Here is a 22,243-nt window from a genome sequence, read left to right on the forward strand (position 1 = left end):
TGGCCCTCTTCGGAGCGCCATGGCTGAGAACGGCGCCAGTCAGCGCTACTACCGCGCGCCCTGCCCCGGGTGCGGCGCGCCGGTGGAGTTCCGCTCCGCGCAATCGACGCATGCGGTGTGCGCCTACTGCCGCAGCACGGTGGTGCGGCAGGGCGAGACGCTCGCGCGCACCGGCAAGATGGCGGAGCTGTTCGACGACTTCAGCCCGCTGCAACTCTTTGCCTCGGGCCGTATCCATGATCGGCCGTTCACGCTCATCGGTCGACTGCAGTACAGCTACGACGGCGGACGCTGGACCGAATGGATCGCCTCGCTCGACGGCGACCGCACCGGGATCCTGAGCGAGGACAACGGCGCCTTCGTCTTCGTGCTGCCGTTCGATCTGCAGCGCGGCGCGCCTTCCGCCACGGATCTACGCGTCGGTGCGACGACGGCCTTCAACGGTCAGTCGTATACCGTCACTTCGAACGAGCAGGCAGCACTCGTTTCCGCTCAAGGCGAACTGCCTCGACTGCCCGAATTGGGCCGGCGTTTCGCGGTGGTCGAATTGCGTGGCGACAACGGGCAGGTGCTGAGCCTCGAATACGACACCGATCCGCCAGGCGCCTGGATCGGCCGCGCCGTGCAGCTCGAAGACCTCCAGCTCACCGGCCTTCGCGACGAATCGGCCAAGGAAGAGAAAGGCCGCAGCTTCAACTGCCCGAACTGCGGCGCGACGGTCACCGTCAACCTCGCCGACAGCAAGAGCATCACCTGCTCGTCTTGCAACACCATCATCGACTTGACTCAGGGCATCGGCGGCGAACTCCGGCACGCGGTTCAGGACGAGCCAGTGCAGCCGCTGATTCCGCTTGGCACCGTCGGGCAATTGCAAGGCCTGGATTGGCAGGTCGTGGGCTTCCAGCATCGCATGGGCGTGGCGCCCGGCGATGACGAGCATTTCGGCTGGAGCGAATACCTGCTGTTCAACCGCAAGCGCGGGTTCAGCTTCCTGGTCGACTCGGAGGACGGCTGGAGCATGGTCCGGCCTACGACCGGCGCGCCGACGATGGTCAAGGACGGATCGAAGGCCACCTACCTTGGGAAGGTGTATCGCCAGCTCTACGCCTACAACGCCGAGACGAGCTACGTGGCGGGCGAGTTCTATTGGCAGGTGCAGCGCGGGCAGCGGACTTTCAACCGGGACTTCGCCAACGGTGCGGCGCTGCTGTCGATGGAGCGCTCCGCCAACGAACTCACCTGGTCGTCGGGCAGCAAGATCGACAGCGCCGCCGTGGCAGCCGCGTTCAAGCTCGGCGGCCGCAAGGACATGTTCAAGCGCAACGACGCGTTGCCGGTGAGCGCGGGATCGGGCATTGGCTGCGGCACGATCATCCTCGTCGTCGTGGTGATCATCATCCTGCTGATCATCCTGAGCACTTGCAGCAGTTCCAGCGGCGGCAGCGGTGGCGGCATACGCAGCTCAGGCGGCTCGTATGGCGGCTATTCCAGTGGCGGCGGCCACAAGTAATGTTTTTATCCGGAGGTCCTCATCATGGGATTTGAATGGTTGAAGCCGGACGTCGTCCTCGGGTCGCTCGTCTACGCACTGCTGGGGGTGGCGATCTTCTGGCTGTGCTTTCTCGTCATCGACAAGCTCACGCCGTATGACCTGTGGCAGGAGATCGTCGAGAAGCAGAACGTGGCGCTGGGCGTGATCGTCGCCGCCATGAGCCTCGGCATCTGCGTGATCGTGGCCGCGGCCATTCATTGACCGGGACGGTCTTGTCAGCGCGTCCGGCCGCCGCGAGCGGCCCGCAGCCCGTGGAGATCGCGCTGCTCGCCAGCGTGTTCGTGGTCGCGGCCTGCGGGCTGGTCTACGAACTCAGCGCGGCGGCGCTAAGCTCGTACCTGCTCGGCGATTCGGTGCTGCAGTTCAGCACCGTCATCGGCACCTATCTGTTCGCCATGGGCGTGGGCTCGTGGCTCTCGCGCTATTTCGATCGGCAGCTGCCGGCGCATTTCCTGCGCATCGAGCTGCTGGTCGCGCTCATCGGCGGCGGCCTCCCCGCGCTGCTCTTCATCGCCAACGCCTACGTGCCGGGTGCGTTCCGCCTGCTCTTGTACGGCTTGGTGCTCGTGGTCGGCGCGCTGGTCGGTCTCGAGATTCCGCTGGTGATGCGCATCCTTCGCCGCAACGTCGCGTTGAAGGAACTCGTATCGCAGGTGCTGACCTTCGACTACCTGGGCGCGCTCGCGGTGTCGATCGCGTTCCCGCTGCTGCTGGTGCCGCAGCTCGGCATGATCCGCACCGGCCTGCTGTTCGGACTCATGAATGCGGCAGTTGCAGTGTGGGCGCTCTGGCTGTTCCGTCACGAGCTGCGGCGGGTCCGCGCGCATGCAGTGGCTTGTGGGCTGGTGCTGCTCGCGCTCGCTGCGGCGTTCGTGTTCGCCGACCGCATCACGACGCTGGCAGAAGACAAGTTCTATCAGGACCGCATCGTCTTCAGCGCGACCTCGCCCTACCAGCGCATCGTGGTCACGCACGGCAGCGCCGGATATCGCCTGTTCCTCAACGGCAACCTGCAGTTTGCCGAGCGCGATGAGTACCGCTATCACGAGGCACTGGTCCATCCCGCGATGGCCGCGCACGGGGCGCCGAAGAAGGTCGCGGTACTCGGCGGCGGCGACGGCATGGCGGTGCGCGAGATCCTCAAGTACCCGTCGGTGGAGAGCGTGACGCTGGTCGAGCTTGATCCGAACATGACGCGCCTGTTCACCGAACACGAGACGCTCGCTGCGCTCAATGGCGGATCGCTCAAGTCGCCCAAGGTGCGGATCGTGAACACCGATGCTTTCCAATGGCTCCAGCAGCCGGGTGACATGTTCGACGTGATCGTGGTCGACTTTCCGGACCCGACCAACTTCGCGATCGGGAAGCTCTACACAAGCTCGTTCTATGCGTTGCTCGACAAGCGGCTCTCCGCGAGCGGCTACGCGGTGGTCCAGACCACCTCGCCGCTGATTGCGCGCAAGAGCTTCTGGACCGTGGCGGAGACCATCGAATCGGTCGGACTGCAAGTCGCGCCCTACCACGCGCATGTGCCGAGCTTCGGGGAGTGGGGCTACATCATCGCGAGCCATCGGCCCTACCGGTTGCCCGACGCCGGCGCGCTGCCTCCGGGGCTGCGCTTCTTGTCGGCGCAAAGCCTGCCGCTGCTTTTCGACTTCCCTCTCGACATGGCACGCGTGCCGGCCGAGGTCAACCGGCTGTCGAACCAGGTGCTGGTCACGACCTACGAGCAGGAGTGGGGCAAGCGGTGAAGCGCCGTGCCTTCCTGGGCGCGGCTGCGGGCACGGCGGTACTCGCAGGCTGCAAGAGCGGTCACGAAATTGAAGGCGGCTTCACGGGCATCGACATGGCGCGCGGCCATGCGCTGCGCGACGGCGCACTGCAGGCAAGCCATCCGCCAGACGTCACGCGCCGCACACGGGTGGTGATCGCCGGAGGCGGCATCGCAGGCCTCGCGGCCGCGCGTGCATTGCGTCTTGCCGGGGTCGACGATTTCGTGTTGCTCGAACTCGAAGACGGCGCGGGCGGAAACAGCCGCGGCGGTGCGGTGAATGGCATTGCCTGCCCGCTCGGTGCGCATTACCTCCCGGTGCCTGGCGACCATGCGCACGAAGTGCAAGACCTTCTCGAGGAATTCGGTCTTCGCCGGCGCATCGCCGGACGATGGGAATATGACGAGCGGCATCTCTGTCACAGCCCACAGGAACGGCTCTACTTCCGTGGCGAGTGGCAGGACGGCCTGCTACCCGTGCAGGGAGTCGGCGAAGGCACGCTCGCGCAATACCGCCTGTTTTCGCAGCGTGTGGAGGCACTGCGGCGCGAGGCGCGTTTCGTGATCCCAACGCTGCGCGCCCGGACGGCGCCGCTGCTGTTGTCACTCGATGCGCTCGCATTCGAGACGTGGCTCGACCGCGAAGGCTTCACTGACGCCCACCTGCGTTGGTATCTGGACTACTGCTGCCGCGACGACTACGGGGCCGGCATGGCCCATGTGTCTGCGTGGGCGGGGCTTCACTACTTCGCGAGCCGTCACGGATTCCATGCGCCCGGCGATGACAACGCGGAACGCGATGCGGTGCTGACCTGGCCCGAAGGCAACGCCTGGCTGATGCGCAGACTGGCCGATCCCCTGGGCGAGCGCCTGAAGACCGCGCATGTGGTCACGCGCATCGCCGAAACACGTGGCGGCGTGGAGGTCGATGCATTCGACGCCGCCACGCGATCCCGCATCCGGTGGCAGGCGGAGCGCTGCATCGTCGCGTTGCCGGTGTTCATCGCCGCGCGCGTGGTCGAGAACCCACCGGATGTGCTGAAGCGGGCCGCGTCGCTCATCCACCATTCGCCATGGCTGGTCGCCAACGTCCATGTGCGCGAGCCCCTGGCCGATCGGCCCGGCGCGGCGCCGAGCTGGGACAACGTGATCTACGGTACGCGCGGACTGGGCTACGTCGATGCGCGGCATCAGACGCTCGACCCGACGCCGCGCGCCACCGTGCTGAGCTGGTATCGCCCGCTCGGGCCCAGTGGTTTCGATGGCGGTGACGGGCGTCGACAGCTACCCGACCGGCCATGGACCGGCTGGCGCGACGATCTCATCGCGGAGCTGTCGGTGCCTCATCCGGACCTGCCGACGCTTGCGACGCGCATCGACATCACCCGCTATGGCCATGCAATGGCGATCCCGACGCCCGGGTTGCTGCGGCAGACTGGCGCACCGGAGCAGGTCCGAGCCGGCCGACTGGCCTTTGCGCACGGCGACTGGTCGGGCTATTCGATCTTCGAAGAGGCGTTCACCCGCGGCCACCTCGCGGTGTGAGGCTCAGCCCTTCATCAGGGCTTCGATTTCGTCGCCCTTGACCGGCACACCGCGCGAGATCAGTTCGCAGCCGGTTTCGGTCACGATCGCGTCGTCTTCGATGCGGATGCCGATGTTGTGGAACTGCTCCGGCACTCCGTCGGCCGGCCGCACGTAGATGCCCGGTTCGATCGTCAGCACCATGCCCGGCTTGAGGATGCGGCTCGGGCGGTTCTTGATGAGCTCGTTGGACAGCGGATCGCGGCGCTCGCTCACCTCGCCCACCTGGGTCGGCTCGACGTAGCTGCCGCAATCGTGGACGTCCATCCCGAGCCAATGCCCGGTGCGATGCATATAGAAAGGGAAGTAGGCGCGCTTCTCGATGACGTCGTCCACGCTCCCGACCTTGTTGGCGTCGAGCAAGCCCAGGTCCAGCATGCCCTGCGACAGGACCTTGACCGTCGCCTCGTGCGGATCGTTGAAGCGCTGCCCCGCCCGGGTCGCGGCGACGGCGGCATCCTGGCTCGCCAGGACGAGGTCGTACAACGCGCGCTGCGGACCGGTGAACTTCCCGTTGGCGGGGAAGGTGCGGGTGATGTCGCTGGCGTAGCCGTCCAGTTCGCAGCCTGCGTCGATGAGCACCAGTTCGCCGTCGCGCACCGGGGCGGTGTCGGCGCGGTAGTGCAGCACGCAGGCGTTGGCGCCTGCCGCCACGATCGAACCGTAGGCCGGGTACTGCGAGCCGCCGAGGCGGAATTCGTGCAGCAACTCGGCGTCGAGGTGATATTCGCGGACGTCCTTGCCGTCCCTCAGCATGCGCGCGGAAAGCTGCATCGCGCGGATGTGGGCCTTGGCGCTGATCTGCGCGGCGCGGCGCATCACGTCCTGCTCGTGGGCGTCCTTGACCAGCCGCATTTCGTCGAGCGGTCCGCACAGGTCGCGCTGTTCTTCGGGGCACAGCGCGCCGAACCGAACCCGGGCACGAACGGAGGAAAGCCACCCGTCGACCCGCGTTTCCAGCCCCTTGTGCGTCGCGAACGGAAACCAGACCACTGACTTGTTCTCGAGCAGGCGCGGCAGGCGCGTATCCAGCTCCTCGACCGAATAGGCCTCATCCACCCCCAGCACTGCCGGTGCCGCCTCGGGCCCCAACCGGTAGCCGTCCCAGATTTCGCGCTCCAGATCCTTCGGCGCGCAGAACAGCGTCGACTTGCCGTCGCCGGTCAGCACCAGCCAGGCGTTCGGCTCGGCGAAGCCGGTCAGGTAATAGAAGTAGCTGTCGTGCCGGTACAGGAAGTCGCTGTCCCGGTTGCGCTGGCGCTCCGGCGCGGTCGGAATGATCGCGATGCCGTCGGCGCCTAAATAAGTAGAAAGATGTATACGACGGGGGGCTTGATGATTTGCGGTCATAACGTCACTATTCGCTACCTTTGTAAGTGCTTTCCAAGGCGGCCGAAAAACACGAAGAAAGTATTTGCAAGATGGTTTGCCCGTAGGACGCATCCCACGTAAAAAGCGACCACTTGTTATTTTGGAGGTGTTTTTTGTTGAAAGTTATACATAAGAGCGCCATTGTGCTGTCATTTGGTGCTATCGCGCTTGCTGGCTGCGGAGGCGGTGGTGGCGGCGGTGGTGGCAGTGCCGCGGCCCTGAGCGCCGCGGCCGCTTCGGCAGCGCAGAGCAGCGGCTCTTCAGCGGCGGGCAGTGGTGGCGTCTCTTCCGGCGGCACGACGCTCGGCACCACGCCCCAGACGGTCAGCTTCTGTGGTAACCAGACAGACATCGTCGACAGCTCGTTGAACATCGTGGCGTCACAGTACACCGCAATGGCTGCCCAGATGGGCAAGGATGCCGGCATTGCCTACCGCTACGGCCCGGACGCCGTGGCATGCGGTACGGCCAATAGCGGGGTAGACCTTTACAAGCGGACCGACACCAAGCTCACCAATCCTCCGCGGGACGCGAACTTCTTCTGGTCCGTGGGCGGCCCGCCGTCCAGCGGCGCAGGCTCCTATTCGACCAACCAGGCCAACATGGCCTATGTGGCCGACGATCCGACGCAGCGCGTGGGAGTGACCGACTTCCAAGTCTCGGGCTACATGTACAACGTCTTCGCCCAGCTGCCTCAGTTGAGCTGGACGCGCGGCGGCATCGACAGCCTGAACGTGCTGAAGTACACCCAGCCCAGCGCCTCGAACATGCCGGTTGCCGTCGGCCGCTGCACCGGCCGCTCCGGCTTCTGCAACGAGAGCCTGGTCGTATTCCAGAACGGGATCATCGGCACTGCCGGCAGCAATACCGCCAACAACAGCCCAAGCGTCCAGCTCCCGGCCACCAAGGTGCCCACCGGCATTGCGCTGACCAACGACAGTGAGTTCGCGCTGGTCACGGTGTGGGACACGCAGCAGCTCAAGGGGCAGGTCGCGGTAGTGGCGCTGGCCGGCTTGTGCGACGGTTGTTATGTGGACAACCCCTCAGGCTGGTATGACTGGTGGAACGAGTGGATGGGCGTCTATCCGGGCATTCCCAATGTCGGCAACATCGCCTTCATGAAGATCCTCGGCTATGTCGACCTGCCGGGCATGGCGGCGCCCACGGAGATCGCCACCACCACCGGGCTGGACCAGTTCTTCACGGTCTCACTCAATGGCTACTTCCTCGGCCGCGTCAACTCGCCGCTGACGACCTACTGGCAGAGCTTCGCCAGCGGCGGCAGCAATCAGTACGCCTACGCGAAGGGCGGGGTGGCCGTGGTGATCTCGAAGTCCGAGCAGAAGGCTGCTTTCATCGACCTGAAGCCGCTGTTCAGCTACTTCAACAGCAAGTACTTCAGCACCAGCGTGACCGAGACGACCAACCTCGGACAGGCTGCGAACCAGTGGCCCTACACCTTCGACCAGGCGCCCGCTGCGATGCCGACGGTGGCCAAGGTGGTGTCGCTGAACGCACGCCCGACAGCCGTGAAGACGACGGTCCTCGAGCGCTACAACCCGCGCGCCTGGATCGCCACCCAGGACGGCACGCTGCATATCTTCAGCCTCACCGACTACGCGCCGGGGCCGTCAGCCGCCACGCCGTCGCCCAACTCGATTGCCGAGGTGGGCACCGTCACCGGCATCGGGCGCAACCCGACCTCGCTGGCCACCTCCAAGGGTGAGCCTGGTGCCAACATCGAGCCGCTCAACGAACAGGTGATCGTGGGCTCGCGCGGTGACAACAAGATCTCGTGGGTGCGCTTCGCCAGCAACCACAACAGCGGCAGTGTGGTGCGCACCATCCAGCACAAGGAGATCAAGGACCTGATCGCAGTGGAGGATTCGGACAACTTTGCCAACGACGGCTACGTGATGAGCGCGCTCGACTACACCGGCAAGAAGGTCCACAACTACCGCTACGGTCCGGTGATCTTCAATGCCGACGGAGGCGCATGCCCGAAGCCCAACGGTTGCCCGGTCCTGCCGGCGGGGGCGGTGGCCGAATACGGCGGTGCGATGGCACTGCCCGGCAAGCCCTTCCAGATGAGTTCGGCGAACGTGCCCTAACAGGACTTCGCAAGAGACGCATCTGAAAACGGCCCGCTTCGAGCGGGCCGTTTTTTTATCTGTTCAGCTCGGCCAGCCGCTCGGGCGTGCCGACATCGGTCCAGTGTCCGGTGTAGAGCTCCGCGCCGACGAGCCCGGACCGCATCGCGTCGCGCAGCAGCGGTGCGAGGGGCGCCTTGATCCCTTGCGGATTCCCGGCCTCGATATCGGAGCGCGGGGGCGCGAAAAACGATGCCCGATACAGCGCGATCGTCGAGAAGGTGTATTTGTGCTCGGCTTCGGCAAGCGCGCTGCCGTCCGCCGCGATCCCGAAGTCGCCCTTCGGGTTGTGCGCCGGGTTCGGAACCAGCCACAGATGCGCCAGACGTCCGCTCGAAATGAATCGATCCACCGCCTCGCGGGTGAAACGGAAATCGGGCGCGAACACATCCCCCGCAGCGACCCAGAAGACATCGCCAAGCATCGGCAACGCGCGAACGATGCCGCCCGCGGTTTCGAGTGCGCCGCCGAAGTCTTTGCCCTCGTCCGAATAGGCGATGGTGCATCCGCCGAACCGATCACCGAAACGCGCCGGAATCTGGTCGCCAAGCCATGCAGTGTTGACCACCAGTTCGGTGAACCCGCCCGCGGCCAGTGCCTCGATGGGCCATTGCATCAGGGGCTTGCCTGCGACCTCGAGCAAGGGCTTGGGCGTGACGTCCGTCAGCGGCCGCATACGTTCGCCGCGTCCGGCGGCAAGGATCATCGCCTTCATCGCCTTCATGCCGCTTCCGCCCGGATCGAGCCGCGCTGCAATGCGCGCCGTTCGGCGTGCTGCGGCATGAACAGCGCTTCCAGCGAATCCATCACCGCCCTCGCCTTCGCCGAATGGTCCCCACCGAAATTGCACACATAGACATCGAGCGTCACGCCGCGTTGTTCGGGCCAGGTGTGGACGCACACATGTGATTCCGCGAGGAGCACTGTGGCCGTCACGCCGCCGGGCCCTTGCGGCGTGGCGGGGAAGGCGTGAAAGAGCTTGCCGACGACCTGCAGCCCGGCCGATTCAGCCGCCTCGACGCACGCTTCGCCGAGCGCTTCGGCGTCGACCAGCCAGCGCGTCGCGCATCGGCAATCGTGAAGATCAGCAGTGAGGTGCAGTCCATGCATGGCCGGCACTCTAGCAGCCCATCCGCGGGCCGCCCGGAGGGGTCGCGACCTCGCCCGCTAAAATGCCGGGTTCCCCCTAACTTGCTCCCAGGAAGCCACAGATGGCCAACCAAGCCTTGATGGCCAACGCGATCCGCGCGTTGGCAATGGATGCCGTACAACTCGCAAACTCGGGGCATCCGGGCGCACCCATGGGAATGGCCGACATGGCCGTCGCGCTCTGGGGCGAACACCTCAAGCACAACCCCGCCAACCCGCACTGGTTCGATCGCGACCGTTTCGTGCTCTCGAACGGCCACGCCTCGATGCTCATCTATGCGGTGCTGCATCTCTCGGGCTACGACCTGCCCGTCGAAGAGCTGAAGCGCTTCCGCCAGCTTCACAGCAAGACCGCCGGTCATCCTGAAACCGGCATCACCCCCGGCGTCGAAACCACCACGGGCCCGCTGGGCCAGGGCATCACGAATGCCGTCGGCTTCGCGCTCGCCGAGAAGCTGCTGGCTTCGGAGTTCAACCGCAAGGGCCACGACATCGTCGACCATCACACCTACGCCTTCCTCGGCGACGGTTGCCTGATGGAAGGCATCAGCCACGAAGCGGCCGCGCTCGCAGGCGCATGGAAGCTCGGCAAGCTGATCGCGCTTTACGACGACAACGGCATTTCCATCGACGGACCGGTCAAGCCCTGGTTCATCGACAACACCGAAGAGCGCTTCAAGGCCTATGGTTGGCACGTGATCGGCCCGATCGACGGCCATGACGTCAAGGATGTCTCGAAGGCCATCGAGAAGGCCAAGAAGCATGACGACAAGCCCACCCTGATCATCTGCAAGACGCAGATCGGCAAGGGCAGCCCGAACCGCGCCAACACCGCCAAGGCCCACGGCGAGCCGCTCGGCGCCGACGAGATCGGCCTTACCCGCAGCGCGCTGCAGTGGACGCATGCACCTTTCGAGCTTCCGGAAGCCGTCTACCAGGAGTGGGATGCCAAAGCAGCCGGCGCGAAGTCGGAAGCCGCCTGGAACGAGAAGTTCGCCGCCTACGCGCAGGCCTTCCCGGACCTCGCGGACGAGTTCACCCGCCGCATGAAGGGTGAACTGCCGAAGAACTTCCACCAGACCGCCCTGGACACGATCGTCGCTGCGCACACCAAGGCCGAGACGGTGGCATCGCGCAAGGCGTCCCAGCTCGCGCTCGAAGCCTTCACCGCCGCGCTGCCCGAACTGCTCGGCGGCAGTGCCGACCTGACGGGCTCCAACCTCACGAACACCAAGAGCACGCCGAGCCTGCGCTTCGACGACAAGGGCGCGGTGGTCCGCAGCGAAGGCAACGAGCAGTTCCCCGATGGCTTGCCCGGCCGCCACATCAACTATGGCGTGCGCGAGTTCGGCATGGCCGCCATCATGAACGGCGTCGCGCTGCATGGCGGCTACATCCCCTACGGCGGCACCTTCCTGACCTTCAGCGACTACAGCCGCAATGCGATCCGCATGGCAGCGCTGATGAAGCAGCGCGTGATCCACGTCTTCACGCACGACTCCATCGGCCTTGGCGAAGACGGCCCGACGCACCAGTCGATCGAGCACGCCGCATCGCTGCGCCTGATCCCGAACCTCGATGTCTGGCGCCCCGGCGACACCGCTGAAACCGCGGTTGCCTGGGCCGTCGCGCTGCAGAACGCCAATCGCCCGACGGCGCTTCTGCTATCGCGCCAGAACCTGCCCTATTCGCCGAAGAGCGACCTGAGCGACATCAACAAGGGTGCCTACGTGCTGTCCGAACCCCAGGGCGGCAAGAAGGCCAAGGCCGTCATCATCGCGACCGGTTCCGAAGTGCAACTCGCGCTCAAGGCGCAGGACCTGCTGGCCGCGAAGAAGATCCCCGTGCGCGTGGTCTCCATGCCGTCGACCACCGCCTTCGACCGCCAGAGCGTCGAATACAAGAAGAGCGTGCTGCCGCAAGGCGTGCTGCGCGTCGCCGTGGAAATGGGCGCCACGGACGGCTGGTGGAAGTACGGCGTCGCCGCGGTTGTCGGCATCGACACCTACGGCGAATCGGCACCCGCCGGCGTGCTGTTCAAGCACTTCGGGTTCACGGCGGAGAACGTCGCTGAGACGGTCGAAGCGGCGCTCGCGCGCTGAGGCCTCGATCCCCTCTTTCGGTTTTCAATCATCCAGGAGCAAATGACATGGCTATCAAACTCGGTATCAACGGCTTCGGTCGCATCGGTCGCAACGTGCTTCGCGCTGCGGTGCAGAACTTCAAGAACGACATCGAGATCGTCGCGATCAACGACCTGCTCGAACCCGAATACCTGGCCTACATGCTCCAGTACGACTCGGTGCATGGCCGCTTCCAGGGCGAGATCAACGTCGAAGGCAACACGCTGATCGTCAACGGCAAGAAGATCCGCCTCACGCAGGAACGCGACCCTGCGCAACTCAAGTGGAACGAAGTCGGCGCGGACATCGTGCTCGAATCCACCGGCCTCTTCCTCACCAAGGAAACCGCCCAGAAGCACATCGACGCTGGCGCCAAGAAGGTGCTGCTGTCGGCCCCCAGCAAGGACGACACCCCCATGTTCGTCTACGGCGTGAACGACAAGAAGTACGCCGGCGAAGCCATCATCAGCAATGCGAGCTGCACCACCAACTGCCTCGCGCCGCTGGCCAAGGTGCTCAATGACAAGTGGGGCATCAAGCGCGGCCTGATGACCACCGTGCACGCCGCCACCGCAACGCAGAAGACCGTCGACGGCCCGAGCAACAAGGACTGGCGCGGCGGCCGCGGCATCCTCGAGAACATCATTCCGTCGAGCACCGGTGCTGCCAAGGCCGTCGGCGTGGTGATCCCCGAGCTCAACAAGAAGCTGACGGGCATGAGCTTCCGCGTGCCGACTTCCGACGTGTCGGTGGTCGACCTCACCGTCGAACTCGAAAACGCAGCGACCTACAAGGAAATCTGCGCCGAGATGAAGGCGCAGAGTGAAGGCGCGCTCAAGGGCGTGCTGGGCTACACCGAAGACAAGGTGGTCGCGACCGACTTCCGCGGCGACCCGCGCACCTCGATCTTCGACGCCGAAGCCGGTATTGCGCTCGACGGCACCTTCGTCAAGCTGGTGAGCTGGTACGACAACGAGTGGGGCTACTCGAACAAGTGCCTCGAGATGGTCCGGGTAATTTCGAAGTAACCCCCAGCCTCGCCCACTTCGTGTGGCTCTGCACCCCCTCAAGGGGGCGCACCCTGCGGCCCGGCGGAGCCGGTTCCGCGGGAGCCTGCGAACAAAAAAAGCGCGCCCTCGGGCGCGCTTTTTTCTTGGGGCTAGCGATCAGGCTGGTTCGAGGACGTGGATGACTCGACTCTCGGTCCACTCTTTGGTCTTGGCACCGTAGGCGGCCATGTGCGGTGCGGCGGCGTGGGCCTGAAGCGCGGCCAGCGAGGCCCACTTTTCGACCACCACAAACGTGTCCGGGCCGAAAGTCCCGCGCGAGGCTGGCATGCCGGCGGCGTCGATCGTGGCGGTGTATTCGATGCAGCCTTCCTCAGCCAGCACCGCGGGCCGGTTAGCGCGGTAGGCCTCGAGGATCTTGTCGCGTTGGCCGGGCTTGGCGGTGATGACGGCGACGACGTGAATCATTGGCGGTTGCTCCTTGGGTTGTAGGGTTGAATCGCCGAATGTACGGGCAGGCAGTCGCCCGCGCCTGTCGCCTTGGGGCACAGCGATCAGGCCGCGTCGTGCATCACGACGACCATCCACGAGACACCGAAGCGATCCGCCAAAACGCCGAAAGCCGGGGAGAAGAAGGTCTTGCCGAGCGGCATCTGGACCTGGCCGCCGTTGCCGAGGCCATCGAACAGGCGCTTGGCTTCCGCCTCGTCCTTCGCGATCAGGGACAGCGAAACGCCCTGGAAGACCGGCTTGCCGTCGACGGTCATGCCGTCGGATGCCATCACCGTCGATTCGCCGACCGTGAAGGCCGAGTGCATGATTTTTTGACCATCGACGGGAGCGCATCCGGGCGGTGGCGGTTCCGGGCTCTCGCTGAAACGCATCAGCATCGTGACCTGCGCGCCGAGCGTCTTTTTGTAGAACTCGAGCGCTTCTTCGCAGCGGCCGTTGAACATCAGATAGGGCTGGACCTGCATGGGGAACTCCTTTTCGATGGGATGGAAGAGATCGAATGGGGGAAAGCGTTGCATTTGTGTACAACGTCCACAAGACGATAGCAAACATAATGGACGCTGTCCACATGAAAGACCGCATGACCATCCGGGCCAACTCCGCGCCCCCCGCACGCCGCAGCACCTATCGCCATGGCGATCTCAGGCGTGCACTGCTGAAGGCGGGCGTCGAACTGGCGCGCGACGGCGGCCCCGAGGCCGTCGTGCTGCGCGAAGCCACGCGACGTGCCGGCGTCGTTCCCAATGCGGCCTACCGTCACTTCGAGAATCGCCAGGCGCTCTTGCAAGCTGTAAGGGCCGCCGCACTCGCAGCGGTGGCGCGGGCGATGGAAGCCGAACTCGCCACCCTCCCCCCGACGCACGATGAGGTTGCCTTCGCACGTGCCACCGTTCGCGCGGTCGGCACCGGCTACCTCCGTTTCGCGCAGACGGAAACCGGCCTCTTCCGCACCGCCTTCGCGACCCAGGCCGACGTCGCGGAACAGCCCGAGCAGGCCAAGAGCGGCGACAGCGGACTCAACCCTTTCCAGCTTCTCGGTGCTGCACTCGATCGCCTCGTCGAAGCCGGCGCCATGCCGGCCGCGCGTCGACCCGGTGCCGAATACCTGGCCTGGTCCTCGGTCCATGGCCTCGCCATGCTGGTCATCGACGGACCCTTGCGAGAGCTGCCGCGCGCGCAGGTCGATTCGCTCGGTCAGCGTCTGCTGGACATGGTCGAGAAGGGCCTTTAAGGCTCGAGCAGCTCCAGCGCATCGTCGCGCCACCATCCGACCGCGGCGAAGTAGCTCTCCCAGACACAGCCGTTGCACCCCCGACCGCAGCAGGTAGTGGGCTCCGGAGGCGGTGCGCGAAAGCCGGCGATGCCTTGATCGCGAAGACGATCGCCTAGGCGCTGTGTCAGTTCGCGGGCCGAGGCCGCATCGGTGAGTTCAGGCAGGTTCACGCGCCGATGCTAGTCCAGCGTGCGGGCACACCCCATGCGCAACATTGCGCCAACGGTGCTTCAATCGGACCACCGGCCATCCAGGTGCGGACCACGGAGACACGCATGCAAAGTCGCAGCCCCCTGTACTTGCTCGAGCGCTCGGATGTCGGCGTGGTCCAGCTCGACCGCGACCTGCGCGTGATCGCCATGAACAGCTTCGCCCGCCGCGTGCTGCCCGTGGAGGACAAAGAGCCCTTCGAGAAGATGGTGCTGTCGTTCCACCCCGAACGCTCGCAGCCCAAGGTCAAGTTCCTGCTCGATCAGGCCGAATGCCCGGTGAGCAATCCGCCGCCGATGACGATGATCATCAACATCCCCGAGCGGGTGCTGCTCATCAAGGTCGCCAAGCTGTCGGACCTCCGCGGCGACACCGCGAGCTACACGTTGATCTTCTATGACATCACCGAGCTCGTCGCAGGCGAAGAGCCGGCGGTGCAGAAGCCGCAGGCCAAGCGGCAGTTGCAGAAGATCCCGACCGTGTCGCAGAACCGCATCGTGCTGGTCGATATCGAGGCGGTGACTTACATACGTGCCGAGGGCCACTACACGTGGGTCAGCACCGCGCAGGGGTCGAGTTTCTGCAACCTCAACATCAGCGATCTGGCAGAGCGGCTCGATGGCGTGTCTTTCCTGCGCATCCATCGCAGCTACCTCGCCAACCTCGACTACGCCGAGCAGATCCTGCGCGACGACGGCAAGGTCAGCCTCAAGTTGCGCGGCGAAGCGACACCGTTGCCGGTCGCGCGCACCAGCGTGCCGCGGCTGCTGGAGCAACTCGGGATCGCCGAGATCGAGGCCTTGCGCGGCTGATCCGGCGCGATCCGGGAGAACCCGCGCCGCGTCTTTGCCGACGCATTTCATGCAATGGGCGCGCATTTCGTGCAGGCCCCGCCGACCTTCGTGCGGCAAGTCGCTGTCCTCCGCGCACCGGAACTAACTTAGCCACCGGCCCGCATCCCGGGCCCGGCACGCGCTGCGCGCCAGAACAACAGGAGACAGGCACGATGATTCCCTCCGGATTCGACTATCACGCGCCCCGCTCGGTGGGCGATGCCATCCAGCTCCTAGGCTCGCTCGGCGGCGACGCCAAGCTCCTGGCCGGCGGCCACAGCCTGCTGCCGATGATGAAGCTGCGGTTCGCGCAGCCGGCGCACCTCATCGACCTGAATCGCATCGACGCACTGCGCGGTATCCGAGAAGAAGGTGCGACGGTCGTGATCGGCGCGATGACCGTCGAGAACGAACTCATCCGCTCCGCGCTGCTGCGCCAGAAAGTGCCTCTGCTACCCGAAGCGGCGCGCCAGATCGCCGACCCGCAAGTGCGCAACCGCGGCACCATCGGCGGCGACATCGCGCACGGCGATCCAGCCAACGATCACCCCGCGCTCGCGATCGCTCTCGACGCCACCTTCATCCTCGAAGGCCCCAAGGGCCGGCGCGAGGTGAAGGCCGAAAACTTCTTCCAGGGCACCTACATGACCGACATGGCTGAGGACGAGATCCTGGTCGAGATCTGCGTGCCCGCCTTTGCGCCGAAGACCGGCTACGCCTACGAGAAGCTCAAGCGAAAGACGGGCGACTGGGCCACGGCCGCCGCCGCTGTGGTGTTGCGAATGGATGGCGCCAACGTCAGCCACGCGCGAATCGCACTCACCAATCTCGCACCGACGGCGCTTCGTGCCGCAGATGCCGAAGCTGCGCTGATCGGAAGGCCGCTCGACGCCGCATCCATGGCCGATGCCGCCGCGAAGGCCATGGCGATCTGCGATCCGGTCGAAGACCTGCGCGGCGACCGTGACTACAAGACCGCGATGGCCGGCCAGATGGTCCGGCGCGCGATCGTGAAGGCTGCCGCACGGTGCCAATAGAACCAACAAGAACGACGGAGACCATGCAATGACCAAGCAACTCGTCCAAATGAACGTCAACGGCAGGCGCATCGAGAAAGCCGTCGAGCCGCGCATGCTGCTCGTGCACTTCCTGCGCGAGGAATGCCAGCTCACCGGCGCGCACATCGGTTGCGAGACATCGCACTGCGGCGCGTGCACCGTCGATGTCGACGGTCAGTCGGTCAAGAGCTGCACGCATCTCGCGGTGCAGTGCGAAGGCTCCGATGTGCTGACCGTCGAAGGCCTCGCACAAGGCGCAGTGCTGCACGCGGTGCAGGAAGGCTTCTACACGCAGCACGGCCTGCAATGTGGTTTCTGTACGCCGGGCATGCTGATGCGTGCCTACCGATTCCTGCAGGAGAACCCGAATCCGACCGAAGAGGAAGTCCGCTCCGGCATGAGCGGCAACCTCTGTCGCTGTACGGGCTACCAGAACATCGTGAAGGCGGTCTTGCATGCGGCCGCCAAGCTGCAGCAGACCGAAAAGGTGGCCGCATGAACGCCCCGATCGACCCCGCACTGCTCGAACGCAGCGCCGCGCTGCAAGGCCTCGGCGACAGCCGGCTGCGCAAGGAGGACGCCCGCTTCATCCAGGGCAAGGGCAACTACGTCGACGACATCAAGATGCCCGGCATGCTGCACATGGACATCGTGCGCTCGCCGCTCGCGCATGCGCGCGTGAAGAAGATCGACAAGACCGAGGCGCTGAAGGTGCCCGGCGTGATCGCGGTGCTGACCGCCGACGACCTCAAGCCGCTCAAGCTGCACTGGATGCCGACACTGGCAGGCGACGTGCAGGCAGTGCTCGCCGACGAGAAGGTGCACTTCCAGATGCAGGAAGTCGCGGTCGTCATCGCCGAGGATCGCTACGCGGCCGCGGACGGCGTGGAGGCGGTGCAGGTCGAATACGAAGAGCTTCCGGTGGTGATCGACCCCTTCGCTGCGCTCGAGCCCAACGCGCCGGTGCTGCGCGAAGACCTCGCGGGCAAGACCGAAGGCGCGCACGGCAAGCGCGAGCACCACAACCACATCTTCACTTGGGAGGCCGGTGACAAGGCTGCAGCTGACGCGGCATTCACGGGTGCCGAGGTCACGGTGGCCGAGCGCATCTTCTATCCGCGCGTTCATCCGTGCCCGCTCGAAACCTGCGGCTGCGTCGCGAGTTTCGACCCGATCCGTGGCGAGCTCACCACCTACATGACCTCGCAGGCGCCGCATGTGGTGCGCACGGTGGTGTCGCTGCTCTCGGGCCTGCCCGAGTCGAAGATCCGCATCGTCTCGCCGGACATCGGCGGCGGCTTCGGCAACAAGGTGGGCGTGTACCCGGGCTATGTCTGCGCGATCGTCGCGAGCATCGTGCTTGGCAAGCCGGTGAAGTGGATCGAGGACCGCATCGAGAACATCTCCAGCACGGCCTTCGCGCGGGACTATCACATGGACGGCGAACTCGCCGCCACCAAGGATGGCCGCATCACCGGCCTGCGCGTCAACGTGATCGCCGACCACGGCGCCTTCGATGCCTGCGCCGACCCGACCAAGTACCCGGCGGGCCTCTTCCACATCTGCTCGGGCTCCTATGACATCCCGGCGGCGTGGTGCAGCGTGAAGGGCGTCTACACCAACAAGGCGCCGGGCGGCGTGGCCTATCGCTGTTCGTTCCGCGTGACCGAGGCGGTGTACCTGATCGAACGCATGGTCGACATCCTTGCGCAGAAGCTGGGCATCGACAAGGCAGAGATCCGCGCGAAGAACTTCATCCGCAAGGAGCAGTTCCCGTATGCCTCGCCGTTCGGTTTCGAATACGACTCGGGCGACTACCACACGGCGCTTCAGAAGGTGCTCGACGCGTGCGACTACAAGGGCCTGCGCGCCGAGCAGGCTGCCAAGCGCGCCGACCCCAACTGCCCCACGCTGATGGGCATCGGCCTCGTCTCGTTCACCGAAGTGGTCGGCGCCGGGCCGAGCAAGATGTGCGACATCCTCGGTGTCGGCATGTTCGACAGCTGCGAGATCCGCGTGCACCCCACCGGCAGTGCGATCGCGCGCATGGGCACCATCACGCAGGGACAAGGCCACCAGACCACCTATGCGCAGATCATCGCGACCGAACTCGGGCTGCCTTCCGAAGTGATCCAGGTCGAGGAAGGCGATACCTCCACCGCGCCCTACGGCCTCGGCACCTACGGCTCGCGCTCGACGCCTGTGGCCGGTGCGGCCATCGCGCTCGCGGCGCGGAAGATCCACGCCAAGGCGCGCAAGATCGCCGCGCACCTGCTCGAAGTCGGCGAAGCCGATCTGGACTGGGAGATCGATCGCTTCAAGGTCAAAGGCGACGACGCGAAGTTCAAGACCATGAAGGACATCTGCTGGGCCGCCTATCACCAGGCGCCGCCGGGGCTGGAGCCCGGACTCGAAGCAGTGCACTACTACGACCCGCCCAACTTCACCTATCCCTTCGGCATCTACCTGTGCGTGGTCGACATCGACCGCGGCACGGGTGAGACCAAGGTGCGGCGCTTCTATGCACTCGACGACTGCGGCACGCGCATCAATCCGATGATCATCGAGGGGCAGATCCACGGTGGGCTCACGGAAGGCTATGCGGTCGCGATGGGCCAGCAGATGCCTTTCGATGCGCAGGGCAACCTGCTCGGCAACACGCTGATGGACTACTTCCTGCCCACCGCGGTCGAGACGCCGAAGTGGGAGACCGACCACACCGTGACGCCGTCGCCGCATCACCCAATCGGCGCGAAGGGCGTGGCCGAGTCACCGCATGTGGGGTCGATCCCGACCTTCACCTCGGCAGTGGTGGATGCATTCGCGCACCTGGGGGTCAATCACATGGTGATGCCGCACACGTCGTACCGCGTCTGGCAGCAGCTCACCAAGAGCGGCGTCGCACTCTGAGAAGGACACGATGGAAGTCAAGCTCGACAAACGCTATCCGCTCGACGTCGATATGGCCCGCGCGTGGCAGGTGCTGCGCGACGTGAAAACCGTGGCCGGCTGCATGCCCGGCGCGGCCATCACCGAGCAGGTCGACGACACGCACTACAAGGGCAACGTCAAGGTCAAGGTCGGCCCGGCGAATGCGGCCTTCGCGGGCGACATCGAGGTGCTGGAACTCGACGATGCCGGGAGGAGGCTGCGCATGCTCGGCAAAGGCTCCGACCGCGGGGGCTCGACCGCGTCGATGGACTTGGGCGCGACCATCGAGCCCGGCGAAACACCCGCCACGTCGGTGCTTGCCGGACAGGCGACTGTCGCGGTCAGCGGCAAGTTCGCGCAGTTCGGAAGTCGCCTGATGGTGCCGGTCTCCGAGATGCTGCTCGCGCAGTTCGTCGACAACTTCCGCGTTGCTGCCGCGGCCCTGCCCGGTCCCGCGAGCACCGATGCCGCATCGGCGGTCGCACCCGCGGCTGCAAGTACGGCTGCACCTGTCGCGCCACCCGAACAGCGCGAACTCAACGCGCTCGCCATGCTGTGGGCCCTCGTCAAAGGCTGGTTCGCAGGGCTGGGCGGCAAGCGAACCTGATCCCATGACAGAAGCCGAGCTGCGCGAATCACTGCACCGCGCCGGCTACATCGCCGACGAGGCGCTCGCCACCACACTGTGGCTGGCCGGTGAACTGCAGCGGCCGTTACTGGTCGAGGGCGATGCCGGTGTCGGCAAGACATCGCTCGCCGCTGCGCTCGCGCATGCGCAGGGTCGCGCGCTGGTGCGCCTGCAGTGCCACGAAGGGCTGGACCTGTCGCAGGCCGCCTACGAGTGGAACTATGGCCGCCAGCTCCTCGCGATCCGCCTGCACGAGACGCAGCCGCAGGGCATGAAGGAAGCCGATCTGTTCGCGCGCGACTACCTGCTCGAACGCCCGCTGCTGCAGGCCATATCGAGCGATGCGCCCTGCGTGCTGCTCATCGACGAGATCGATCGCGCCGACGAGGCTTTCGAAGCCTTCCTGCTCGAAGTGCTGGCCGACTACCAGATCACCGTGCCCGAGCTCGGCACCTTGCGCGCGAAGCACGTGCCGCAGGTGGTGCTGACCAGCAATGGCACGCGCGAACTCTCCGACGCGCTACGGCGGCGCTGCCTCTACCACTACCTCGAGTACCCGACGCTCGCGCGCGAGATCGCGATCGTGCGCGCCACGCTGCCGCAAGCCGAAAGTGCATTGATCGAGCAGGCGGTGGCTTTCGTCCAGCGCCTGCGTCGCGAGGATCTCGAAAAGATGCCCGGTATCGCGGAGACGCTGGACTGGGTGCGCGCGCTGCACCGTCTGGACTTCAAGTCGCTGCCTGACGATCCGCATGCGCTCGGGGGCACGCTGGCCTGCCTGCTCAAGACGCGCGAGGACCGCTTCCAGCTTGGCGAAGAGCGGGTGCGGCAGCTCATCGAAGGCCGGCGCACGGTCGGCGTGGCCGAGAAGGCGCCACAACCGACGTGATCGCATGAACACCCTCGCCCGCCCGCTCGACAGCATTGCAGGCTTCGCGGCCCTGCTGCGAGACCACGGGCTGAAGGTCGGCATCGCGGAGCAGCAGGCCATGGTGGCTGCCGCTCTGCGCGTGCCGGTCGAGCGCGCAGCGCGACTCGATGCGGCGTGGCGCTCCATCGCCTGCCATGACGCGCGCGACTGGCGGCGCTGGCCGGAGCTGTTCGATGTCTACTGGCACCCGAGTCGCGTGAAGGGAAAGACGCGCCTGAGCGGCGCGACGCGCCCGAGCCGCCATCTGCCGCAGGTGGTGAAGAGCCTGCACGATCAGCTCGACGCCGCTTCGCCGCAGCCGCGCCCGTCGACCACCGACAGCGCGTTGCATGCGCCCGCCGTCGAGCCGCAAGGGGACGCCCGGGAGCGCGCGCAAGGTGGCGCAAGCCGCACCGATGCGCTGCACGACCGGTCGCTCTCGCAATGGTTGCCACAGGACCTCGCCGAGCTGGACCGCCTCGCCGAGCGCATCGCGCAGCGCCTGCACAGGCGACTCACCCGCCGCCTGCGCACCAGCCCGCAGGGCCGCCGCCTCGACGTTCGCCGCACCCTGCGCGCGAGCCTGCGCACCGGCGGCCTGCCGCTGCATCCGGTGTGGCGCGCGCCGCGCCGCGATTGGCCGCGCCTTTTCATCCTCGTCGACGTGAGCCGCTCGATGGAGACCCATGCGCAGCTCTTCCTGCGCATCGCGCGCGCCTTCGTATCGGCGATGAATGCGCGCGTGTTCGTCTTCCACACCCGCCTGGCCGAGGTGACGCCCCTGCTGCGCAGCGACTCCGCTGCGGTGCAGGAGAAGATCAACGCAGTCACGGCAGGCTTCGGCGGCGGCACCCGTATCGCGACCAGCGTGGCCGACTTCCATCGCGTACACGCGCGGGCGCAACTCACCCGCAATGCGCGCGTCTGGGTGCTGTCGGATGGCTTCGATGCCGACGAGCCGCAGCGGCTCGCGGAAGAACTTGCGCAGGTGCGCCGGCGCGGCGCGCTCATCCGCTGGTTCCACCCCTCCGACCAGCCGCCCGCTTCGCGGGCGCTTGCGCACGTGACTTCGCAAGGCAACCTCGTTGAAGGCTTCGAGCGGCTGAACAGCCTGCGCGACCTTGCCGAACTCGCGCGGCACCTGAGATGAACTTGAACGACCGGCTGCCGAACATGATCC

General features: G+C 65.9%; 21 protein-coding genes. 15 read left to right on the forward strand and 6 right to left on the reverse strand.

The window, feature by feature from the left end; all coding sequences use genetic code 11:
- Positions 1–19: 19 nt before the first annotated feature.
- Genes FHW64_RS24095 through FHW64_RS24110 form a run of 4 tightly spaced genes read left to right on the forward strand, consistent with a single transcriptional unit; the run spans position 20 to position 4,868 of the window.
- Positions 20–1,510, forward strand: coding sequence for a DUF4178 domain-containing protein (locus FHW64_RS24095; RefSeq protein WP_184530753.1), 1,491 nt, complete (start codon positions 20–22; stop codon positions 1,508–1,510).
- Positions 1,511–1,534: 24 nt separating this feature from the next.
- A complete protein-coding gene (locus FHW64_RS24100) occupies positions 1,535–1,753 on the forward strand; it encodes a DUF350 domain-containing protein (protein ID WP_093167467.1) in 219 nt (72 codons plus the stop codon).
- Positions 1,754–1,764: 11 nt separating this feature from the next.
- Positions 1,765–3,303 carry a polyamine aminopropyltransferase gene (locus FHW64_RS24105; protein ID WP_184530754.1) on the forward strand — a complete coding sequence of 513 codons (1,539 nt, stop codon included), beginning with the start codon at positions 1,765–1,767 and terminating at the stop codon, positions 3,301–3,303.
- Positions 3,300–4,868: an FAD-dependent oxidoreductase gene (locus tag FHW64_RS24110; RefSeq protein WP_184530755.1), complete on the forward strand. Its 1,569-nt coding sequence runs from the start codon at positions 3,300–3,302 to the stop codon at positions 4,866–4,868. The genes FHW64_RS24105 and FHW64_RS24110 overlap by 4 nt, the downstream gene beginning before the upstream one ends.
- Before the next feature lie 3 nt (positions 4,869–4,871).
- Here the strand turns inward: FHW64_RS24110 and FHW64_RS24115 are convergent, their stop codons facing one another.
- On the reverse strand, positions 4,872–6,257 hold the full coding sequence (locus FHW64_RS24115) for an aminopeptidase P N-terminal domain-containing protein (protein WP_184530756.1): 1,386 nt from the start codon (positions 6,255–6,257) through the stop codon (positions 4,872–4,874).
- Positions 6,258–6,421: 164 nt separating this feature from the next.
- Between FHW64_RS24115 and FHW64_RS24120 the strand changes: the two genes are divergently transcribed.
- Positions 6,422–8,389: a hypothetical protein gene (locus FHW64_RS24120; RefSeq protein WP_184530757.1), complete on the forward strand. Its 1,968-nt coding sequence runs from the start codon at positions 6,422–6,424 to the stop codon at positions 8,387–8,389.
- A gap of 55 nt (positions 8,390–8,444) precedes the next feature.
- Here the strand turns inward: FHW64_RS24120 and FHW64_RS24125 are convergent, their stop codons facing one another.
- Together FHW64_RS24125 and speD are read right to left on the reverse strand one after the other, a co-directional pair.
- Positions 8,445–9,134, reverse strand: a complete 690-nt coding sequence (locus FHW64_RS24125; RefSeq protein ID WP_184531104.1) for a nucleotidyltransferase family protein — start codon at positions 9,132–9,134, stop codon at positions 8,445–8,447.
- 14 nt (positions 9,135–9,148) lie between these two features.
- Positions 9,149–9,538 carry an adenosylmethionine decarboxylase gene (speD, locus tag FHW64_RS24130; protein ID WP_184530758.1) on the reverse strand — a complete coding sequence of 130 codons (390 nt, stop codon included), beginning with the start codon at positions 9,536–9,538 and terminating at the stop codon, positions 9,149–9,151.
- Positions 9,539–9,639: 101 nt separating this feature from the next.
- On the opposite strand from speD, the gene tkt reads away from it, so the two are divergent.
- Both tkt and gap read left to right on the forward strand, forming a co-directional pair.
- A complete protein-coding gene (gene tkt / locus FHW64_RS24135; RefSeq protein WP_184530759.1) occupies positions 9,640–11,679 on the forward strand; it encodes a transketolase in 2,040 nt (679 codons plus the stop codon).
- Positions 11,680–11,726: 47 nt separating this feature from the next.
- Positions 11,727–12,728 (forward strand): type I glyceraldehyde-3-phosphate dehydrogenase, encoded by a 1,002-nt coding sequence (gene gap / locus FHW64_RS24140; protein ID WP_093165527.1) that lies wholly within the window; start codon positions 11,727–11,729, stop codon positions 12,726–12,728.
- A gap of 138 nt (positions 12,729–12,866) precedes the next feature.
- On the opposite strand, the gene FHW64_RS24145 is transcribed toward gap, so the two are convergent.
- Together FHW64_RS24145 and FHW64_RS24150 are read right to left on the reverse strand one after the other, a co-directional pair.
- On the reverse strand, positions 12,867–13,175 hold the full coding sequence (locus FHW64_RS24145) for a putative quinol monooxygenase (RefSeq protein ID WP_184530760.1): 309 nt from the start codon (positions 13,173–13,175) through the stop codon (positions 12,867–12,869).
- A gap of 86 nt (positions 13,176–13,261) precedes the next feature.
- On the reverse strand, positions 13,262–13,684 hold the full coding sequence (locus FHW64_RS24150; protein ID WP_184530761.1) for a VOC family protein: 423 nt from the start codon (positions 13,682–13,684) through the stop codon (positions 13,262–13,264).
- A 104-nt stretch (positions 13,685–13,788) separates the two neighbouring features.
- Between FHW64_RS24150 and FHW64_RS24155 the strand changes: the two genes are divergently transcribed.
- Positions 13,789–14,451, forward strand: a complete 663-nt coding sequence (locus tag FHW64_RS24155) for a TetR/AcrR family transcriptional regulator (RefSeq protein ID WP_409350640.1) — start codon at positions 13,789–13,791, stop codon at positions 14,449–14,451.
- Here the strand turns inward: FHW64_RS24155 and FHW64_RS24160 are convergent.
- Positions 14,448–14,663, reverse strand: coding sequence for an oxidoreductase-like domain-containing protein (locus FHW64_RS24160; protein WP_184530762.1), 216 nt, complete (start codon positions 14,661–14,663; stop codon positions 14,448–14,450). The two genes, FHW64_RS24155 and FHW64_RS24160, sit on opposite strands and share 4 nt — an antisense overlap.
- Before the next feature lie 105 nt (positions 14,664–14,768).
- Here FHW64_RS24160 and FHW64_RS24165 point away from each other — a divergent pair, with 105 nt between their 5' ends.
- From FHW64_RS24165 to FHW64_RS24195, 7 genes are all read left to right on the forward strand, one after another.
- Entirely contained in the window at positions 14,769–15,515 is a 747-nt protein-coding gene (locus FHW64_RS24165) for a LytTR family transcriptional regulator DNA-binding domain-containing protein (RefSeq protein WP_184530763.1), read from the forward strand.
- Positions 15,516–15,709: 194 nt separating this feature from the next.
- Positions 15,710–16,573 carry a xanthine dehydrogenase family protein subunit M gene (locus FHW64_RS24170; protein ID WP_184530764.1) on the forward strand — a complete coding sequence of 288 codons (864 nt, stop codon included), beginning with the start codon at positions 15,710–15,712 and terminating at the stop codon, positions 16,571–16,573.
- A gap of 28 nt (positions 16,574–16,601) precedes the next feature.
- A complete protein-coding gene (locus FHW64_RS24175; RefSeq protein WP_184530765.1) occupies positions 16,602–17,093 on the forward strand; it encodes a (2Fe-2S)-binding protein in 492 nt (163 codons plus the stop codon).
- Positions 17,090–19,504 carry an aerobic carbon-monoxide dehydrogenase large subunit gene (locus FHW64_RS24180; protein ID WP_184530766.1) on the forward strand — a complete coding sequence of 805 codons (2,415 nt, stop codon included), beginning with the start codon at positions 17,090–17,092 and terminating at the stop codon, positions 19,502–19,504. Before FHW64_RS24175 ends, FHW64_RS24180 begins: the two co-directional genes overlap by 4 nt.
- A gap of 10 nt (positions 19,505–19,514) precedes the next feature.
- A complete protein-coding gene (locus FHW64_RS24185; RefSeq protein WP_184530767.1) occupies positions 19,515–20,132 on the forward strand; it encodes a CoxG family protein in 618 nt (205 codons plus the stop codon).
- A gap of 4 nt (positions 20,133–20,136) precedes the next feature.
- Positions 20,137–21,042, forward strand: a complete 906-nt coding sequence (locus FHW64_RS24190; RefSeq protein WP_184530768.1) for a MoxR family ATPase — start codon at positions 20,137–20,139, stop codon at positions 21,040–21,042.
- A 4-nt stretch (positions 21,043–21,046) separates the two neighbouring features.
- On the forward strand, positions 21,047–22,213 hold the full coding sequence (locus FHW64_RS24195; protein ID WP_184530769.1) for a VWA domain-containing protein: 1,167 nt from the start codon (positions 21,047–21,049) through the stop codon (positions 22,211–22,213).
- The last annotated feature ends 30 nt before the right edge of the window (positions 22,214–22,243 follow it).

Origin of the sequence: Variovorax sp. Sphag1AA, from assembly GCF_014192575.1 — a bacterium.
Classification (GTDB): domain Bacteria; phylum Pseudomonadota; class Gammaproteobacteria; order Burkholderiales; family Burkholderiaceae_C; genus Variovorax.

Coding starts and splice junctions, on each gene's coding strand:
- FHW64_RS24095 (WP_184530753.1), top strand. CDS start 20: ATGGCTGAGAACGGCGCCAGTCAGCGCTACTACCGCGCGCCCTGCCCC.
- FHW64_RS24100 (WP_093167467.1), top strand. CDS start 1,535: ATGGGATTTGAATGGTTGAAGCCGGACGTCGTCCTCGGGTCGCTCGTC.
- FHW64_RS24115 (WP_184530756.1), bottom strand. CDS start 6,257: ATGACCGCAAATCATCAAGCCCCCCGTCGTATACATCTTTCTACTTAT.
- FHW64_RS24125 (WP_184531104.1), bottom strand. CDS start 9,134: ATGATCCTTGCCGCCGGACGCGGCGAACGTATGCGGCCGCTGACGGAC.
- speD (WP_184530758.1), bottom strand. CDS start 9,538: ATGCATGGACTGCACCTCACTGCTGATCTTCACGATTGCCGATGCGCG.
- tkt (WP_184530759.1), top strand. CDS start 9,640: ATGGCCAACCAAGCCTTGATGGCCAACGCGATCCGCGCGTTGGCAATG.
- gap (WP_093165527.1), top strand. CDS start 11,727: ATGGCTATCAAACTCGGTATCAACGGCTTCGGTCGCATCGGTCGCAAC.
- FHW64_RS24145 (WP_184530760.1), bottom strand. CDS start 13,175: ATGATTCACGTCGTCGCCGTCATCACCGCCAAGCCCGGCCAACGCGAC.
- FHW64_RS24150 (WP_184530761.1), bottom strand. CDS start 13,684: ATGCAGGTCCAGCCCTATCTGATGTTCAACGGCCGCTGCGAAGAAGCG.
- FHW64_RS24155 (WP_409350640.1), top strand. CDS start 13,789: ATGAAAGACCGCATGACCATCCGGGCCAACTCCGCGCCCCCCGCACGC.
- FHW64_RS24165 (WP_184530763.1), top strand. CDS start 14,769: ATGCAAAGTCGCAGCCCCCTGTACTTGCTCGAGCGCTCGGATGTCGGC.
- FHW64_RS24170 (WP_184530764.1), top strand. CDS start 15,710: ATGATTCCCTCCGGATTCGACTATCACGCGCCCCGCTCGGTGGGCGAT.
- FHW64_RS24175 (WP_184530765.1), top strand. CDS start 16,602: ATGACCAAGCAACTCGTCCAAATGAACGTCAACGGCAGGCGCATCGAG.
- FHW64_RS24180 (WP_184530766.1), top strand. CDS start 17,090: ATGAACGCCCCGATCGACCCCGCACTGCTCGAACGCAGCGCCGCGCTG.
- FHW64_RS24185 (WP_184530767.1), top strand. CDS start 19,515: ATGGAAGTCAAGCTCGACAAACGCTATCCGCTCGACGTCGATATGGCC.
- FHW64_RS24190 (WP_184530768.1), top strand. CDS start 20,137: ATGACAGAAGCCGAGCTGCGCGAATCACTGCACCGCGCCGGCTACATC.
- FHW64_RS24195 (WP_184530769.1), top strand. CDS start 21,047: ATGAACACCCTCGCCCGCCCGCTCGACAGCATTGCAGGCTTCGCGGCC.